The organism is Corynebacterium imitans (genome assembly GCF_000739455.1).
Lineage (GTDB): Bacteria > Actinomycetota > Actinomycetes > Mycobacteriales > Mycobacteriaceae > Corynebacterium > Corynebacterium imitans.
Map to the genome: position 1 here is coordinate 329,589 of NZ_CP009211.1, position 16,682 is coordinate 346,270.

Here is a 16,682-nt window from a genome sequence, read left to right on the forward strand (position 1 = left end):
GGAGCGCTCGCTGTAAACAGGTAAAACGACGAAAGTTTACCCCCGAGGGAACCGGAGAGATGTGATCTGCGACTACTTGGTGTCCCTCACGATCAACCGAAAGTATGAATGTGACAGCACCAACAAAAGCGGCGATGCGAAAACCGGCGGAGGCTTTGAGTACGCATCGCTCACCGAGGAGCGGGCTCCCCGCCTTCGTTCGCCGCATCCACTTCTACGCAGGGCTCCTCGTCGCCCCGTTCATCCTCGTCGCTGCCATCAGCGGCGGCCTCTACGCGCTAGCTCCCACGATGGAGAACGTGTTCTACCGTGATGTGCTCACCGTCGAGACGCAAGAAACTTCCACGCCCCTTGCCGACCAGGTTGCCGCCGCGCAGGCTTCGCACCCCGAGATGGAGGTCGCGCAGGTCTGGCCCTCTTCCACTCCAACCGAGTCGACGCGCGTGCTGCTCATCGACGAATCGATCGCCGACAACGACGAGCTACGCAGCGTCTTCGTGAACCCCCACACTGGTGCTGTGATCGGCGACGAGCTGAGCTACTCGGGCGTGGGTGAGCTGCCAATGCGTCACTGGATCTCCGCGCTGCACAAGAACCTCCACCTGGGAACGCCGGGTGAGCTGTACTCGGAGCTGGCGGCTAGCTGGCTGTGGGTCATCGCGCTTGGTGGCCTGTACCTGTGGTGGCGCACCGCCGGCAAGAAGGTGTTCACTGGACTGAAAAACACCTCGGGCAAGCGCCGTCGCGTGCTGAACCTGCACGGCGTGGTGGGCACCTGGCTGCTCGTCGGAATGCTTGCCCTTTCCGCAACCGGCATCACCTGGTCCCTGTTTGCGGGGCAAAACGTGGATAAGACTGTCGAATGGCTCGGCGGCGACGCGGAGCCAATCGAGACCACGGTCAGCAGCACTCCGGGGAATCCGCTGACTGACCAGCAGGTCGCAGAGCAATCTGCTGTCGTACTGGACGCCGCCCGCGCTGAAGGGCTGACCGGGCAACTGCGCCTGTTCATCCCGGAGGACACCTCGCAGGCATGGCAGGCCAGCGAGCGCTGGACCCCCGGCCGCATTACCTCCGACGCGGTGAGCGTCAACGGGGCGACCGGCGAAGTGGTGGATAAGCTGCCGTTTTCTGAGCTCCCGCTGTTCTCCAAGCTCACGTCCTGGGGCATCTACCTGCACATGGGCGTGATGTTCGGCCTGCCGCTCCAGCTCGCGCTCTTCGCCCTGGCTGTGGGGATCTGCGCCATGATTGTCATGGGTTACATGCTGTGGTGGCGTCGCCGCCCGACGAAGGGCGCGCTCGCAGGCGTGCCCGGCCGGGCAGACCTGACCGGTACCGACTGGGCTGTGCTCGCAGTGTTCACCGTCGCCGTCGGGGCGTTCCTGCCGCTGTTCGGGGTGAGCTTCGTCGCGATGCTGGTGGCCGACCGTCTGCTGGCAAGGCGTCGGGGCGCATACGCGGCCTAGTTTCCCAACTTCTTTGTGGGGCCTGTTCCACTATGCTTCTAACGGAAATAGCCTGATGGATAAGGAGGCTGGACGTTGAGTGCGGATACAGCGCATCTCAGTGAGCTACGTTTAGGCGCTTTCAAGTCGTTCCATGATGCTGTGGTGCCTATCCGGCCTGTGACATTTCTGACGGGTCTGAACAGTTCCGGTAAATCGAACGTCTTGGATGGGCTCGAAGTGCTCGCCCGACTTGCAACAGGCCTAGACATGGTCGAGGCACTGGACGGGGCTGGATCTATTCGAGGGCCAGTGCGCGGAGGTTCCCGGGGGTGTGCGCCGCATGGAGCAAAGAGCTTTTCTATCGGCTGCACAGTGGTGAATCCTGCGACGAAGGATCAGTACGTTTACGATGTCGAGGTCCAGGTGGAGCCCGAACTTCGGCTGGTATCCGAGAAGCTGACTGGGCCGGGGTTAAGCGTGAAAAGTGGCACCAAATCGCCACATGCAAGCTTGTTTCAGACGAAGAAGCAAGAGAATGCTGCTGCGTTTATTACCGCAGAGGTTTTCAGCGGTAAGCGAGGAGCAGATCCAAGCTTCCATTTCCGCGATACCAGGCTGATCCTCGTGCAAATTCTGCAGACCCTGCCTGGCTCCAACCGAGCCGAGAAATCGGTCATTGAAGCGGCAGAGACTGTGCGGGGGGTGCTGCAGTCTGTGTACCACCTCGACCCAGTTCCTTCTCTGATGCGAAACTACGTCCCTAAGGGCAATGATGAGCTGCGGCGCACCGGCGAGAATCTTTCAGCCACGCTCCTACAGGTTCAGCAGAGTACGCCCGAGATCTTTGCGGAGATCGAGCAGCTTGTGAGCGACGTCGCCGGAAAGAACATTCAAGGATTGAGTTTCTCCAGTTCTGATCTGGGGGACGTGATGCTCGCCTTGGCTGAAAAAGCTTCGGGCCGGACACCCGCCAGAGAAATGAGCGACGGCTTATTGCGTTTTCTCGCTATTGCGACAGCGCTGAAGTCACCGACGGACAACCTGGATGTGAACTTGCCGGGAGTCGCGGTCGGAAACGGGCCCAGTCCTGCAGTGCAGCTGGTTATCGAGGAGATTGAGAATGGCCTACACCCCTCGCAGGCGCAGCGAATCATCTCGCTACTCGAGGCAGCGGTGGCAGAGAAGGGGACGCAGTGCCTGGTGACCACTCACAGTACGGCGATCCTTGACGGCATCGAGGGGCGATTCAATGACAGTGTGCTCGTCTGCTTCCGCGATGAACAGACGGGGCAAAGTCACGTGAGCCAGTTGCAAGATCTGCCCGACTACACCCGAGAGCTGTCGAAGCAATCTCTTGGCAAGGCAGTTTCGGATGGCAAGCTCATCGATGATTCATCGACTGAAACACGCTTCGCGGATCTGAATACACTATTCGGTATTAAAAGCGGGGCTTGAGATGTCCCGACGTGCGATCTTTATCGATACCAGTGTGCTGAGCAACCTTTTGCGCATACCGGGCAAGAACCAGGACATGGAGAAAGCGCAACAGGACTTTGTTGCACTTCAGGAGGATAATTCGGTTCAGTTCGTGCTACCGGTGACGACGGTCATCGAGACGGGGAACCACATCGCCCAGATCAAAAACGGTGATAGTCGGCGTGATATTGCTCAGCGATTCGGCAAAATGCTCGAGAGTATTTGTGAACGTGAAGCTCCATGGGTTCTGCACGACTTCGAGTGGGGAGAGTCGTTTCTCCGCTCTTTCCTCGACGGTGCCAATTCCCAAAGAACCTGGTACGACCTTGCCCAAGAGCGAGTCGGTGGGGGCGATCTGTCGATCCTGGTTGAAGCCAATATGTACCAGAACCGGTTGCAGATTGACTGCGAGATCTGGACTTATGACGCAGGGCTGAGGGCATACGCCCCCACCACAACTCCTTAAACCCCTAGTAGTAGAACGGGAACTCGTCCCAGCGCGGGTCGCGCTTTTCCAGGAACGAGTCGCGGCCTTCGACGGCCTCGTCGGTCATGTAGGCCAGGCGCGTGGCTTCACCGGCGAAGACCTGCTGGCCCATGAGCCCGTCGTCGACAAGGTTGAACGCGAACTTCAGCATGCGCTGCGCAGTGGGGGACTTGCCGTTGATCTCGCGCGCGACCTGGATGGCCTCGTCCTCCAACGCCCCATGATCTGCGACGATGTTCACCGCGCCCATGCGCTGCATCTCCTCCGCGCCGTAGGTGCGGCCGAGGAAGAAGATCTCGCGGGCGAACTTCTGGCCCACCATCTTGGCCAGGTACGCGGAGCCGTAGCCGGCGTCGAAGGAGCCGACGTCGGCATCCGTCTGCTTGAAGCGCGCCTCCTCGCGGGAGGCGATCGTCAGATCGCAGACCACGTGCAGCGAGTGCCCGCCGCCGGCGGCCCAGCCGCCCACCACTGCGATGACCACCTTCGGCATCGTGCGGATCAGGCGCTGCACCTCCAGGATGTGCAGGCGCCCGCCCTCCGCCTTCACACGCGCAGTGTCCACCGTCTCGGCGGTCTCGCCGCCCGCGTACTGGTAGCCGGAGCGGCCGCGGATGCGCTGGTCGCCGCCGGAGCAGAAGGCCCAGCCGCCGTCCTTCTCGCTCGGCCCGTTGCCGGTCAGCAGGATTACGCCCACGGAGGGATCGCGACGCGCGTGGTCGAGCGCCTGGTAGAGCTCGTCGACCGTGTGGGGGCGAAACGCGTTGCGCACTTCGGGGCGGTCGAAGGCGATGCGCACGATGCCGTCGGCGCGGGTTTCGCCCACGTGGCGGTGGTAGGTGATGTCGGTGAAGTCGAAGCCTTCGACGCTGCGCCACTGGGTGGGGTCGAAGGGCTGGTCAGTGGTGTAACTCATGGGGGAGAGCCTACCTACCCCCGTATGCAGGTTAGGTATTGCTTACCTAAACCATTGGGGAGTTTAATGGAACTATGAGATCCCAGACCATCACCGCAACCCCCACGCTGTGCCCGCTTTGCGACGTCCACGTCGGCCAATGCGCCACCATCTGCGCCGTCAACGCCGCACCCCAAGCAACCCGCCGACTCAGCGAGCTGGGCCTGCGCCCCGGCGCGCAAGTCACCATCGCGCAAAAGACCTCCGGCGGTGGCCGCGTGGTCAAACTTGGCAGCACCCGCTACGCGCTCGGCACCGAGGCGCTGCGCCAAATTGAGGTTGAAGCCCGATGAGCGAGCTGCACACCGTGCCCTCCTGCTGCGCGCCAGCCCCCAACGGCACGGTGAAAGGCCAGCCCACCGTCGCGCTCATCGGCGCGCCGAACGCGGGCAAGTCGACCCTTTTCAACGCGCTGACTGGCGCGAAGGTGAAGACAGGCAACTGGCCGGGCACCTCCGTAGAGGTCTCCCGCGGCGTGTGGAAGCACGAGGGTGAGGCGTTTAACGTCATCGATTTTCCGGGCGCGTATTCGCTCGATCCGCAAAGCCCCGACGAGGAGCTCACCCGCGAACTCCTGCTCGAGCGCCCCGCGACCGAGCGCCCCGACCTGGTCGTGGTGGCGGTCGACGCCTCCAATATTGCGCGCGGGCTCTACATGGTCGCGCAGCTGGCGGAAGTGGAGTACCGCATCGTGATCGCGCTGACCAAGATGGATGTGGCCGAGGCTGCTGGCGTGCCGGTGGACCCGGCGGCGCTGGCATCCGCGCTCGGCGTGCCCGTGGTCGCGGTGGATCCGCGCAAACGGGAGGTGGGAAGGCTGCGTGTAAGCGTCGAGAAGCAACTGGCCCTGCCCGCTTACACCCTGCGCCCCACCGAAGAAGCAGATGAGTTTGCCCTGGCAGACGCCCGCTTCGCGTGGGTCGATGCGGCGCTCGAGCGCGCCAAGCTTGGCGACGAGCCCCGAGAGACCACAACCGAGCGCATCGACAAACTCGTGCTGCACCCGGTCGCCGGGCCGCTGATCTTCCTCGCCGCGATGTGGCTGGTCTTCCAGATCACCACCACGGTGGCCGCGCCGCTGCAGGATGGGCTCGAGGCCTTCTTTACGGGGCCCGTCTCGGGTGTGGCCGCGAGCCTTTTGCCCGATATCGGCTGGCTGCAGGGCCTGGTCATCGACGGGCTGATCGGCGGCGTGGGCATGGTGCTCACCTTCGCCCCGCTGATGGCGCTCATGTTTTTGTGCCTGGCGGTGCTGGAAGACTCCGGTTACATGGCGCGTGCGGCCGTGGTTGCCGACCGTGTGATGCGCGCGATGGGGCTGCCGGGCAAGGCGTTCATCCCGCTGATCGTGGGCTTTGGGTGCAACGTGCCCGCCATTTCCGCGACGCGCGTGCTGGGGGATAAGCGCCACCGGCTGCTCACCGCGCTGCTCGTGCCCTTTACGTCTTGCTCGGCCCGGCTGACCGTGTACGTCATGCTGGCGGCGACCTTCTTCCCGGAGCACGCGGGCTCGGTCGTTTTCCTGATGTACCTGATCTCTATCGCGCTGGTGGTGTGCACCGGCATCGTGCTGCGCCGCGTCCTGTGGGCCACGATGGGTGCGGCCCCGCTCGTCATCGACCTGCCGGCCTACCAGCTGCCGGGCGCGCGCCTGGCGCTGAGCGTGATGTGGGTGCGCCTGCGCGGCTTCTTGGAAACCGCGGGCAAGATCATCGTGATCACCGTGGTCGCGGTGTGGGCGCTGCAGTCCACGCCCGCGAACTTCGCCGCCGACGACGCGCCCGCCTTCGGCGAGGTCGCACCCCAGGAGTCGGTCTACGGCGCAGTCTCCGAGACCATCGCCCCAGTCTTCGCGCCCGCGGGCTTCGACTCCTGGTCGCTCGCCGGCCCCTTGATCACCGGGTTCGTGGCCAAGGAGGCCGTGATCTCCAGCTGGGCGCAGACCTACGGGCTGGGCGAGCCGGTGACCGCGGGTACCAGCACCACTGAGGACGCAGCTGCGGCCATCGAGACAACTGACGCCTCGCTGGCGGCCGCCATCCGCGAGGACTTCGACGCCGCTTCCGGCGGACACGCCACCGCCGCGGTGTGGGCCTATATGCTCTTCCTGCTCGCCTACACCCCGTGCGTGGCCACGCTCGCCGCACAGCGCCGCGAGATTGGGCTGAAGTGGACCGTCTTCGGCTTCGTGTTGCAGCTCGCCATGGCGTGGGTGCTGGCGGTCGGCGCCTTCCAGATCCTCAAGGTGGTGCTGTAAATGGCGAGCCCGATGCGCGCAGTCATGTCCGCCATCGAGGACGGTGCCGTCAGCCGCGCCGACATCGCCGCGCGGGCAGGGGTGCGGCGGGAGACGGTGGACGCGGTCGTCGAAAAGCTGGAGGCCCTTGGGCATCTGCAGCGCGAGTACCTGCAGGATTCCTGCGCGGGCGGCTGCGGCGGCTGCCCGGCCAAGGGCGCGTGCCAAGCATCGCAAGGGCCGGTGGCCCTGGTGCTGGGGCGGCGCTAACATGCGAGGGCATGTTGCCCACCGCTGAAGAAATCCTGGAGCGCGCGCACGTCGTCGCCCTCCCCATGGCCGTGCGATTCCGCGGCATCACCACCCGCGAAGCCCTGCTTATCGACGGCCCCGCCGGCTGGGGCGAGTTCGCGCCCTTTACCGAGTACGGGCCGAAAGAATCCGCTGCCTGGCTGCGCGCCGGGATCGAGGCCGCATTCGAGGGCCTGCCCGAAGCCACAGGCACAGTCGAGGTCAACGGCACCGTCCCCGCCGTGCCCGCCGAGCAGGTCGAGGCGGTGCTCGCGCGCTACCCGCAAGGGGTGTCCACCTTCAAGATTAAGGTGGCCGAGCCAGGCCAGTCGCTTGCCGACGACACCGCGCGCCTTTCCCGCGTCCACGCCCTGCGCCCCGACGCGCGCCTGCGGGTCGACGCCAACCGGGCCTGGAGCGTCGACGAGGCCTGCGCGGCGATCGCGGCTTTCGCCCGCATCGCGGAGCTGGAGTACGTCGAGCAGCCCTGCGGCAGCGTCGAGGAGCTCGCCGAGGTGCGTCGGCGCGTGCGCACCCCGATCGCGGCGGACGAGTCGATCCGCCGCGCCAGCGACCCCTACCGCGTCGCCGAGCTGGCCGCGGCGGACGTCGCCGTGTGCAAGGTCGCCCCGCTCGGGGGAGTGCGGCCTTTGGCGCGCATCTCGCGTGAGCTGGGCCTGGACATCACCGTGGCCAGCGCGCTCGATACGGCGGTCGGCATGGACGCCGGCCTGGTCGCGGCGAAGCTCACCGGCTCGCGCGCGGCCGGGCTGGCCACGCAAAACCTATTCGTGGAAGACGTCGCCGAGCCGCGTCCGCTTGTCGACGGCCGCCTCACCGTCCGCCGCACCACCCCCGACCCGGAGCGCCTCCACGGCCTGCGTGCGGCACCCGAACGCGAAACGTGGTGGTTCCAGCGGGTGCGTGCATGCCTCCCCTACATACGGGGGTAGCAGGTGTGGGGTACGCGGGGGAGCCACTGCCCAAATGTTTGGTTTTACACCCGGTGCGTTAAAATTTTCAGTACAGGTGAATGTGAAAAATCACACCAAACACCCTGTAAACGCTGTATTGGAACGGTAGGAAAGTAGGTGGGGCATGTCTACCCCCGTTGTGCACGATTCTTCCGCGCTGTCGGATGGTGATCTGGCCAAAGCCCCAGAACCAGGCGAATGGCGCCGACAACTCATCGGCTTGATTGTGGGCGTGGCGCTGGCCGCGCTCATTTGGTTTATCTTCCCGGCGAACGCGCCTGAGACGGTCGCCCAGTCCTCCGGTGCTGACCCGGAAGCGGAGTACACCGCACAGGCGATGCGAGTCGTTGCAGCAACCACCGCGCTTATGGCCGTGTGGTGGATGACCGAGGCGATCCCGCTGGCTGCGACCGCGCTTTTGCCCATTGCCATCTTCCCGGTCATGGGCGTGGCGGAGTTCTCCAAGGTGTCCTCCCCCTACGCCTCCGCCACGATCTTCCTGTTCATGGGTGGCTTCCTCATGGCGCTTGGCCTGCAGCGCTGGAACCTGCACCGCCGACTCGCGCTCGTGGTGGTCAAGATCGTCGGCACCAGCCCAAAGCGCATCATCTTAGGCTTCATGCTGGCCACCGGCTTCATGTCCATGTGGGTCTCTAACACGGCAACCGCCGTGGTCATGCTGCCGATCGGCACCTCGGTGCTCATGCTCACCGCCGATTCCGTGGGCGGGATGCAGAACCAGAAGAAGTTCGCTACCGCGCTCATGCTCGCCATTGCCTACTCCGCGTCTATCGGCTCGTTGGGCACCCTGATCGGTACCCCGCCGAACGCGCTGCTGCAGGGCTACATGAAGGAAGCCCACGACATCAACATTGGCTTCGGGCAGTGGATGATCGTTGGTATGCCGGTGGCCATCGTGTTCACCGTCATCGCATGGCTGGTACTGATCACCGTGTTCAAGCCGGAGATTGACCAGATCCCGGGCGGCCGTGAGCTGATCCAGGACGAGATCCGCAAGCTCGGCCCCTGGACCTTCGCGCAGATCGCCGCCGGCATCATCTTCGCGCTCGCGGCCCTGACGTGGGTCTTCCTGCCGCTGGCGCGCGACCACTACGGGTGGGACTTCCCCTACCACGACGCCATCGTGGGCATCATCGCCGGCCTGCTCATGTTCATCGTGCCGGGCATGAAGAACGGCAAGCGCCTGCTTGATTGGGAGACCGCGAATGAGATGCCGTGGGACGTACTCCTGCTCTTCGGCGGCGGCCTGTCCTTGTCCGCAATGTTCACCTCTACCGGCCTGTCCCTGTGGATCGGTGAAGCAGCGAAGGGACTGGCTGTGCTACCGACATTCCTGCTCATCTTCGCGATCGCCGCGCTGGTGCTCATCCTCACCGAGCTGACCTCCAACACCGCAACCGCGGCGACCTTCCTGCCGATCATGGGCGGCGTCGCAGTGGGGATCGGGCTGACCGAGGCCACCGACATGAACATCCTGCTGCTGGCCATCCCGGTCGCGCTGTCCGCAACCTGTGCCTTCATGCTGCCGGTGGCGACCCCGCCGAACGCCATCGCGTACTCCTCGGGCTACGTCACCATGGGCGAGATGATCAAGGGCGGCGTGTGGCTCAACGCCATCGCACTGGTCCTGATTGCTCTGGCCACCTACTTCCTCGCAGTCCCCGTCTTCGGGTTGGTGCTGTAGATTACAACCCCGCTACAACTGGCGCGTTAGGCTATCTGCATGGATAACCAGACGCGCCAGTTTGGCGTTCCGGAGGAAGAACCGCGCAAACCCCGCCCGAAGCAGTATTTCCCGGACGCTGCCGAGCAAGCACGCCAGCAGCAGCCGGAGTACCCGCAGCAGCCCTACCGGGACCAGTACCGGGAGCAGTACTACGACTACGGGCAGTACGAGCAGCCCCAGTACACGCAGCCGAACCCGCCCGGCCCGCCGCCCGCGCCGGAGGAGCGCTCCAACACGCTGGCCACGGTGCTCGGCGTCCTGCTCGCCATCGCGCTGGCCGCCGGCATCGTCTTATTCTTCTTGTGGCGGGGCGCTTCCGCTGAGGCCTCGAAGCCGCCGGTGACCGTGACGAATACGCAGACGGAAACCATCACCACGACCGCGACTACTACGAAGCGGCCCTCGCTCTTCGGCGACCGCGACAGCAGGGACACTCGCGACGCAGACCGCGAGGAGCCACTTCCCACTGAGCTGCCCGAGGCACCGCCGGTGGAGGTCCCCGACGACGTGCGCGAGAGCGCCCAGGACATCTTTGACGAGCTGCGCCAGGGGGCCGAAGGGCTGCTCCAGGGCCAATAGGCGCGGGCTAGAATAGGCCACCATGGAATCGCTTGAGCTGGCCCGCATCATCGCCCAACGCCTGGCAGACAACGTCACCGACGTGGTCATGAGCCCGGGCTCGCGCAACTCGCCGCTCGCGTACGCACTCTTGGCGCGCCGGGACATCCGCGTGCACATGCGTATCGACGAGCGCTCGGCCGCCTTCACCGCCTTAGGCCTCGCGCGTGTGCAGCGCCGCCACGTCGGCGTGGTCATGACCTCCGGCACCGCGGTAGCCAATGCGCTGCCCGCCGTGGTGGAGGCGCACATGTCGCACACCCCGTTGGCGATCATCAGTGCGGACCGGCCCGCCCACCTGGTGGGCACGGGGGCCTCGCAAACCATTTGGCAAGACGGTATCTTCGGCCGCTACGCCGCCACCCAGCAGGTGGCAACGCGCGAGGAGGCCGAGGCCGTCTCCTTTGCCGCCGACCAGGTGCACATCAACGTCGCGCTGGACACCCCGCTCGTACCCGAGACGCTGCCCGCCCCGGTAGGCGAGCCGCGCCGGGTCGGCCCGGGCCGACTTGAGACCGCGCCTACCTGGGCCGACCACGGCGCAGTGGACGTGGATCTGACTCGCAACACCCTGGTCATCGCCGGAGACGAAGCCTGGGACGTGCCCGGCCTAGAGCACGTGCCCACCATCGCGGAGCCGACCGCGCCCGCCCCCTTCCACCAGGTGCACCCGCTGGCGGCGCGCTTCTTTGCTAAAAGTGAGGTGGCAATCTCTCACGACGGCGGCGACTTCGCCGCGGAGACCAAGCCGGAGCAGCTCATCGTGGTGGGGCACCCCACCCTGCACCGCGACGTCATGGCGCTGATGGCTGACCCGGATATCGAGGTCATCGGTATCTCGCGCACCGAGACCTTCACCGGCCAGCCGGATCGCCGCGGCTCAAGGGTCAATGCCACGGGCCAGCCCACGGACAGCTGGATCAAGATCTGCGAGGCCGCGGGCGAGGTCGGCGCCCAGACCGTGCGCGATGCGCTGCAGGAGGACAACTTCGGGCTGACAGGCATGCACGTTGCGGCCGCGGTGTGCGACACACTCGGTGTGGGCGACACGCTCGTTGTCGGCGCTTCCAATCCAGTGCGCGACGTGAGCATGGTGGGCATGCCTTTCGACGGCGTGTCGACCTATGCCGCGCGCGGAGCCGCGGGTATCGACGGCACGCTCTCCCAAGCCGTCGGCATCGCGCTGGCCACCCAGTCGCTGCACCCGGACGAGATCCGCGCTCCGCGCACCGTCGCCCTGGTCGGCGACCTCACCTTCCTCCACGACATCAACGGACTCCTCATCGGCCCCGACGAGCCACGCCCGGGCAACCTCACCATCGTGGTGGCCAACGACAACGGCGGCGGCATCTTCCACACGCTGGAGGCCGGCGCGGAGTCGGTGGCGCGCGACTTTGAGCGGGTGTTCGGGACGAGCCATGACGCGGGCGTCGAAAAGCTGGCCGAGGCCTATGGGGCGGCCTACGCGCACGCAGGCACCCTGCCGGAGTTGCTGGAGACCTTGATCGAGCTGGAAGTGCAGCCCAACCCGATCACCATTGTCGAGGTGGACACCACGCGCGCGACGCGGCGGGCGCTGGCGCAGAGGCTCACCAAGTGATCCAGTGGCAGCGGCGCGCGGGGCAGCTGGTGCTGGGGCTCTACCTGGCCGCCATGCTGGGCGCGGTGGCGATGGTCGGTGGGGCCGCGATGAACGACGCGCGCATCATGGCCGATCCCGGGCGCGGCATCGCCACAGTCACCGGGGTCAGCGCCATGCGCACCTCGATTGAGTACCAGGACGCCGAAGGCCGGCACTTTTCCCCGCCGAGCGGGCTGCTCTACCCCTCGGGGCTGGGGGAGGGCCAGCAGGTCTGGGTGACGTACGCGAAGAGCGATCCCAACCTGGTCAAAGTGGAGGGGCGCGGCTGGGCGCTCTCGCTCATTCCCGCCGCCTCGGTAGCGGTGGTGGCAACAATAGTGTTCGCGGCCGCGTGGCTGGCGGTGCGCCGCTGGGTGCCGCAGCGTTCACGTTGAGTTATCACAAAGTTTGCCAGGCGGTTGAGTGGTGTTCGCACGGACATGGGAAGGTAGCAAAGTATGCGAGTCGGAATAGTCGCGGAATCATTCCTCCCGAACATCAACGGAGTAACCAACTCGGTGCTCCGGGTGCTCGAGTACCTCAAGGCCAATGGCCACGAAGCACTGATTGTCGCCCCGGGCGCGCGCGACTTCCAGGAGGAAGTCGCCGACTACCTCGGTTTTCCCATCGTGCGCGTGCCCACCATGCGCGTGCCGCTGGTGGACTCGCTGCCGATCGGCGTGCCCACCACGAATGTCACCGCTGCGCTCGCGGACTTTGACCCGGACATCATCCACCTGGCCAGCCCGTTCGTGCTCGGCGGGGCGGGTGCGTTTTCCGCGATGCAGCTGGGCGTGCCCGCGGTCGGTCTGTACCAGACCGACGTGGCGGGCTTTGCCACCAAATACCAACTCTCCGCCGTGGCGGCACTGGCCTGGGACTGGACCCGCAACATCCACAACCGCTGCCAGCTCAACCTCGCGCCGTCTTCGGAGGCGATCCGCGAGTTGGAGGCCCACGGCATCAAGAACGTGAAGCGCTGGGGCCGCGGCGTAGACGCTGAGCTGTTCCATCCGACCAAGCGCTCGGACATGCTGCGGCACCAGTGGGACCCCACGGGCCGCAAGAAGCTCGTCGGCTTTGTCGGTCGCCTGGCCAGCGAGAAGAGCGTGTGCCGCCTGGCGGTGCTGGAGCAGGACCCGGACATCCAACTCGTCATCGTGGGCGACGGCCCGGAGCGCGACGCGCTCGAGCACCTCATGCCCTCGGCTGTCTTCACCGGCGCGCTGTCCGGTGAGCAGCTGGCCCGGGCGTACGCCTCACTGGATCTGTTCGTGCACACCGGCGAGTTCGAGACCTTCTGCCAGGCCATCCAGGAAGCGCAGGCCTCGGGCGTGCCCACCATCGGTCCGAAGGCCGGCGGGCCGATCGATTTGATCCAGGACGGCGAAAACGGCCTGCTGCTCGAGGTCGACACCTTCAGCGAGGAACTTCCCGACGCCGCCCGCTACCTGCTCGACCCCGCCCGGCTGGACGAACTCAAGCACAACGCGCGCGAATCCGTGGCGGATAAGACCTGGGACGCGCTGTGCGAGCAGCTGCTCGGCTACTACGAGGAGGCGCGCGCGGGCTACCGAAGCAACGTGGTCAACCTCTTCGGGCGCGATATCACCCTGCCGAAGTGGGCGGGGAGGCGTCGGAAATCGCGCGGGGCTTAGGGCCGGGTAGACTGGCCGACTATGTCAGTATCGGACCTGTCTGCAAGCACCCAGGATTACCTCAAGGCGATCTGGGAGCTTGAAGAGTGGTCGGACCAGCCCGCTACCACCTCAATGATCGCGAAGGCGCTGGGCGTGAAGCAGTCGACGGTGTCCGACACCGTGCGCAAACTGGCTGACCAAGAGCTGGTCTCGCACAAGCGTTACGGCTCCGTGCAGCTGACGGAGCAGGGGAGGGCGCACGCGCTGCAGATGGTGCGCCGTCACCGCCTGATCGAGACTTTTCTGGTGCAAGTACTCGACTATTCCTGGGACGAAGTCCACGACGAGGCCGAACAGCTCGAGCACGCCGTCTCCGACCTCTTAGTGGAGCGGGTGTCGGCGCTGCTGCACCACCCGACCCGCGACCCCCACGGCGATCCGATCCCCGCCGCCGACGGCTCAATCAACGCCCCCAAAGCGGTCACCCTGAGCACGGTGGAACCGGGCAGCGACGTGGTCATCGAGCGAATTTCCGACGAAGACCCGGAGCTGCTGCGCTTCCTGCACGCCCACGGCCTGAACGTCGGCTCGCACCTCCACGTGGCCGAGGGCGCGCCCTTTTCCGGGGCAGTGGAAGTGCAAAACGCGGCCGACGGCGTGACTATTCCGCTGGGGCGTGCTGCGACTGACGCGGTGTACGTGAGCGCGCCCGGGCACGCACCAGCCCCCGGGGCCCAAAAAGATACACGAGCGTAAACACGCAAGCCTGCGCGAGCACCATCATCGCCCCGGTAGCGGTGTCCAGGTAGTAGCTGCAGTACAGGCCCACCACCGCGCAGCCGGCGGCCATGGCGGGGGCGATAAGCAGCATCTTCCCAAAGGAATCGGTGAGCAGGTACGCCGTCGCGCCGGGGATGATCAGCATGGCAACAACCAGGATCACGCCCACGACCTGCAGCGCCACCACCGTCGTGAGCGCGAGCAGAGCGAGCAGCCCGGCACCGAGTGCGCGCGGGCTCAGCCCGATCGCGTGCGCGTGGATGGGATCAAAGGCGTAGAGCGTCAGATCCCGCCGCTTGAGTAGCAGCGCGCCAAACACGAGCACGGCAAGACCGATTACCTGCAGCATCTCCGCGCGGGACACGCCCAAAATGTTGCCAAAGATGATGTGGTTTAGGTCCGTGTGCGAGGGCGTGACCGAGATCAGCACCAGCCCGAAGGAGAAGAGCGAGGTAAACACGATGCCGATCGCGGCGTCCTCCTTGACCCGCGAGGTGTTGCGCACCAGGCCGATCAGGGCGACCGCGAGGAAGCCGAAGAGCACGGCGCCGACGGCGAAAGGTGCGCCCACGATGTAGGAGAGCACCACGCCGGGCAGGACCGCGTGGGAGACCGCGTCGCCCATCAGCGACCAGCCGACCAGCACGAGCCAGCAGGACAGCATCGCGCAGACGATGGAAGCAGTCAGCGCGGTGGCCAGCGCCCGGCCCATGAAGCTGTAGTTCAGCGGATCCAATAAGAGTGACATCATGCGTGTTCCTCCGTGTGCGTTGGGGTCATGCCGAAGCCGCGGGCGAGGTTTTCCGGCCGCAGCACGTCCTCGGTGGGGGCGTGCATGAGCACGCGCTTATTTAACAGGACGGATTCCTCGGCGAGCGCGGGCAGGGCAGCGAAGTCGTGCGTGGAGACAAACAGCGTGGTGCCTTCGTCGACGAGTTCGCGCAGCAGTGCGGTGATCGTCGCTTCGGATTGCTTGTCGACGCCCGCGAACGGCTCGTCGAGAAGCATGATGCTCGCGCCCTGCGCAATGCCGCGGGCGACGAAGGCGCGCTTCTTCTGCCCACCCGAAAGCTGGCCGATCTGGCGATCGGCGAAGTCGGTCAGGTGCGTGCGCTCCAGGGCCTCATTGACGGCGTCCTCATCGCGACGGTGCGGGCGGCGTGTAAAGCCCATGTGGCCGTAGCGGCCGGTCATGACGACTTCGCGCACGGTGATTGGGAACTGCCAATCCACCTCTTCGCTTTGCGGGACGTAAGCGACTACCTGGGCCTTGCGTGCGGCGGCGGGGTGCGTGCCGTTGATCTGCACTGTGCCCGTATCGGGTTTGACCAGCCCCATGATCGCCTTGAACAGGGTGGATTTGCCAGAGCCATTCATGCCGACGAGCCCGCAGGCGCGGCCCGGGGCAATGGCGACGCTGGCTAAGTGCAGGGCCTCCACATCGCCGTAGCGGACGGTCACGCCCTCAACGCTGATCGCGGGCGTCATGATGCTTGCCCCGTCAGGCCCTCGATGATGGCGGAAGAGTCGTGCTTGATCAGGTCCAGGTAGGTGGGCACGGGGCCGTCCTCAAGAGAGAGGGAATCGACGTAGAGGGTGTCGCCGAGTTGGGCACCCGTGGCGTCGACAACCTGCTGCATGGCCGCGTTGGAGACGGTCGACTCGCAGAAGACGGTGGGCACTTCGTTGTGCTTGACAAACTCGATGGTGCGCGCGATCTGCTGCGGGGTCGCCTCGTTTTCTGCGTTGACCGGCCAGATGTACTGCTCCTGCAGCCCGGCGTCGCGGGCGAGGTAGGAAAACGCGCCCTCGCAGGTCACCAGCGCGCGCTGCTGCTCGGGGAGTGCCGAAAGTTCGCGCGTCATCTCGTCCTGGACTTCCTGCAGCTGCGCCTTGTAGCTCGCCCCGTTTTCCGCGTACTGCTCGGCGTGCTCCGGGTCGAGCTCGCTGAAGGCGTCGACGATGTTGTCCACGTAGGTCTGCACATTCTTCGGGCTCATCCAGGCGTGCGGGTTGGGTTTGCCGGCGTAGGCGTCCTCGGTGATGTCGATCGGCTCGATGCCCTCGGAAACCACGGTGTGCGGGACGTCGAGCTCTGCCACGAACTGGGCGAACCAGTTCTCCAGGTTGAGACCGTTGTCCAGGATGAGATCCGCCTCGGAGGCCTTGGCGATGTCACCCGGGGTGGGCTCGTACCCGTGGATCTCGGCACCAGGTTTGGTGATGGACTCCACCCGCAGGTGTTCGCCGGCGACGTTGGCGGCGATGTCTTGGATGACGGTGAAAGTGGTCAAAACGACCGGTTCATCGCCGGAGGAGGGGGTGTTTGCGCAGCTTGTCGTGCCGCATGCGAGGAGGAGGGCGGCGCAGACGCCGAGTGCCCGTCGGATCATGGTGTGTCTTTCT

General features: G+C 65.5%; 17 protein-coding genes. 13 read left to right on the forward strand and 4 right to left on the reverse strand.

All coding sequences use genetic code 11. From position 1 onward, the window contains the following. Positions 1–134: 134 nt before the first annotated feature. The 3 genes from CIMIT_RS01475 (at position 135) to CIMIT_RS01485 (ending at position 3,393) form a co-directional block, all read left to right on the forward strand. Complete coding sequence (locus tag CIMIT_RS01475) at positions 135–1,469, forward strand: PepSY-associated TM helix domain-containing protein (RefSeq protein ID WP_051904706.1); 1,335 nt, start codon at positions 135–137, stop codon at positions 1,467–1,469. 75 nt (positions 1,470–1,544) lie between these two features. Continuing rightward, positions 1,545–2,906 carry an AAA family ATPase gene (locus CIMIT_RS01480; RefSeq protein WP_038588113.1) on the forward strand — a complete coding sequence of 454 codons (1,362 nt, stop codon included), beginning with the start codon at positions 1,545–1,547 and terminating at the stop codon, positions 2,904–2,906. A gap of 34 nt (positions 2,907–2,940) precedes the next feature. Further along, positions 2,941–3,393: a hypothetical protein gene (locus tag CIMIT_RS01485; protein ID WP_141757822.1), complete on the forward strand. Its 453-nt coding sequence runs from the start codon at positions 2,941–2,943 to the stop codon at positions 3,391–3,393. A 4-nt stretch (positions 3,394–3,397) separates the two neighbouring features. Here the strand turns inward: CIMIT_RS01485 and CIMIT_RS01490 are convergent, their stop codons facing one another. Then, positions 3,398–4,330: a 1,4-dihydroxy-2-naphthoyl-CoA synthase gene (locus tag CIMIT_RS01490; RefSeq protein ID WP_038588120.1), complete on the reverse strand. Its 933-nt coding sequence runs from the start codon at positions 4,328–4,330 to the stop codon at positions 3,398–3,400. Between the two features lie 74 nt (positions 4,331–4,404). Here CIMIT_RS01490 and CIMIT_RS01495 point away from each other — a divergent pair, with 74 nt between their 5' ends. The 10 genes from CIMIT_RS01495 (at position 4,405) to CIMIT_RS01540 (ending at position 14,252) form a co-directional block, all read left to right on the forward strand. Beyond that, entirely contained in the window at positions 4,405–4,662 is a 258-nt protein-coding gene (locus CIMIT_RS01495; protein ID WP_051904708.1) for a FeoA family protein, read from the forward strand. Further along, positions 4,659–6,626 carry a ferrous iron transport protein B gene (gene feoB, locus CIMIT_RS01500; protein WP_038588123.1) on the forward strand — a complete coding sequence of 656 codons (1,968 nt, stop codon included), beginning with the start codon at positions 4,659–4,661 and terminating at the stop codon, positions 6,624–6,626. Before CIMIT_RS01495 ends, feoB begins: the two co-directional genes overlap by 4 nt. Beyond that, the gene (locus tag CIMIT_RS01505) at positions 6,627–6,875 is read left to right on the forward strand and encodes a FeoC-like transcriptional regulator (RefSeq protein WP_038588126.1); all 249 of its coding nucleotides are present in this window, start codon (positions 6,627–6,629) and stop codon (positions 6,873–6,875) included. It begins immediately after the preceding gene. A gap of 11 nt (positions 6,876–6,886) precedes the next feature. Beyond that, complete coding sequence (locus tag CIMIT_RS01510; protein ID WP_038588129.1) at positions 6,887–7,849, forward strand: o-succinylbenzoate synthase; 963 nt, start codon at positions 6,887–6,889, stop codon at positions 7,847–7,849. Positions 7,850–7,994: 145 nt separating this feature from the next. Further along, positions 7,995–9,575 (forward strand): SLC13 family permease, encoded by a 1,581-nt coding sequence (locus tag CIMIT_RS01515; protein WP_038588133.1) that lies wholly within the window; start codon positions 7,995–7,997, stop codon positions 9,573–9,575. Positions 9,576–9,614: 39 nt separating this feature from the next. Continuing rightward, on the forward strand, positions 9,615–10,196 hold the full coding sequence (locus tag CIMIT_RS12000; protein ID WP_051904709.1) for a hypothetical protein: 582 nt from the start codon (positions 9,615–9,617) through the stop codon (positions 10,194–10,196). A 22-nt stretch (positions 10,197–10,218) separates the two neighbouring features. Next, positions 10,219–11,835: a 2-succinyl-5-enolpyruvyl-6-hydroxy-3-cyclohexene-1-carboxylic-acid synthase gene (menD, locus tag CIMIT_RS01525; RefSeq protein ID WP_038588135.1), complete on the forward strand. Its 1,617-nt coding sequence runs from the start codon at positions 10,219–10,221 to the stop codon at positions 11,833–11,835. Continuing rightward, positions 11,835–12,251 carry a DUF3592 domain-containing protein gene (locus tag CIMIT_RS01530; protein WP_038593682.1) on the forward strand — a complete coding sequence of 139 codons (417 nt, stop codon included), beginning with the start codon at positions 11,835–11,837 and terminating at the stop codon, positions 12,249–12,251. Before menD ends, CIMIT_RS01530 begins: the two co-directional genes overlap by 1 nt. A 63-nt stretch (positions 12,252–12,314) precedes the next feature. After that, positions 12,315–13,514, forward strand: a complete 1,200-nt coding sequence (locus tag CIMIT_RS01535) for a glycosyltransferase family 4 protein (RefSeq protein WP_038588138.1) — start codon at positions 12,315–12,317, stop codon at positions 13,512–13,514. Positions 13,515–13,535: 21 nt separating this feature from the next. Next, positions 13,536–14,252, forward strand: coding sequence for a metal-dependent transcriptional regulator (locus CIMIT_RS01540; protein ID WP_038588141.1), 717 nt, complete (start codon positions 13,536–13,538; stop codon positions 14,250–14,252). On the opposite strand, the gene CIMIT_RS01545 is transcribed toward CIMIT_RS01540, so the two are convergent. The 3 genes from CIMIT_RS01545 to CIMIT_RS01555 are packed head-to-tail and all read right to left on the reverse strand — an operon-like array spanning position 14,158 to position 16,669. Then, the gene (locus CIMIT_RS01545; protein WP_038588144.1) at positions 14,158–15,027 is read right to left on the reverse strand and encodes a metal ABC transporter permease; all 870 of its coding nucleotides are present in this window, start codon (positions 15,025–15,027) and stop codon (positions 14,158–14,160) included. The two genes, CIMIT_RS01540 and CIMIT_RS01545, sit on opposite strands and share 95 nt — an antisense overlap. Next, the gene (locus tag CIMIT_RS01550; protein WP_038588147.1) at positions 15,024–15,764 is read right to left on the reverse strand and encodes a metal ABC transporter ATP-binding protein; all 741 of its coding nucleotides are present in this window, start codon (positions 15,762–15,764) and stop codon (positions 15,024–15,026) included. Before CIMIT_RS01550 ends, CIMIT_RS01545 begins: the two co-directional genes overlap by 4 nt. Then, positions 15,761–16,669, reverse strand: a complete 909-nt coding sequence (locus tag CIMIT_RS01555; protein ID WP_038588150.1) for a metal ABC transporter substrate-binding protein — start codon at positions 16,667–16,669, stop codon at positions 15,761–15,763. The genes CIMIT_RS01550 and CIMIT_RS01555 overlap by 4 nt, the downstream gene beginning before the upstream one ends. Positions 16,670–16,682 lie beyond the last annotated feature (13 nt).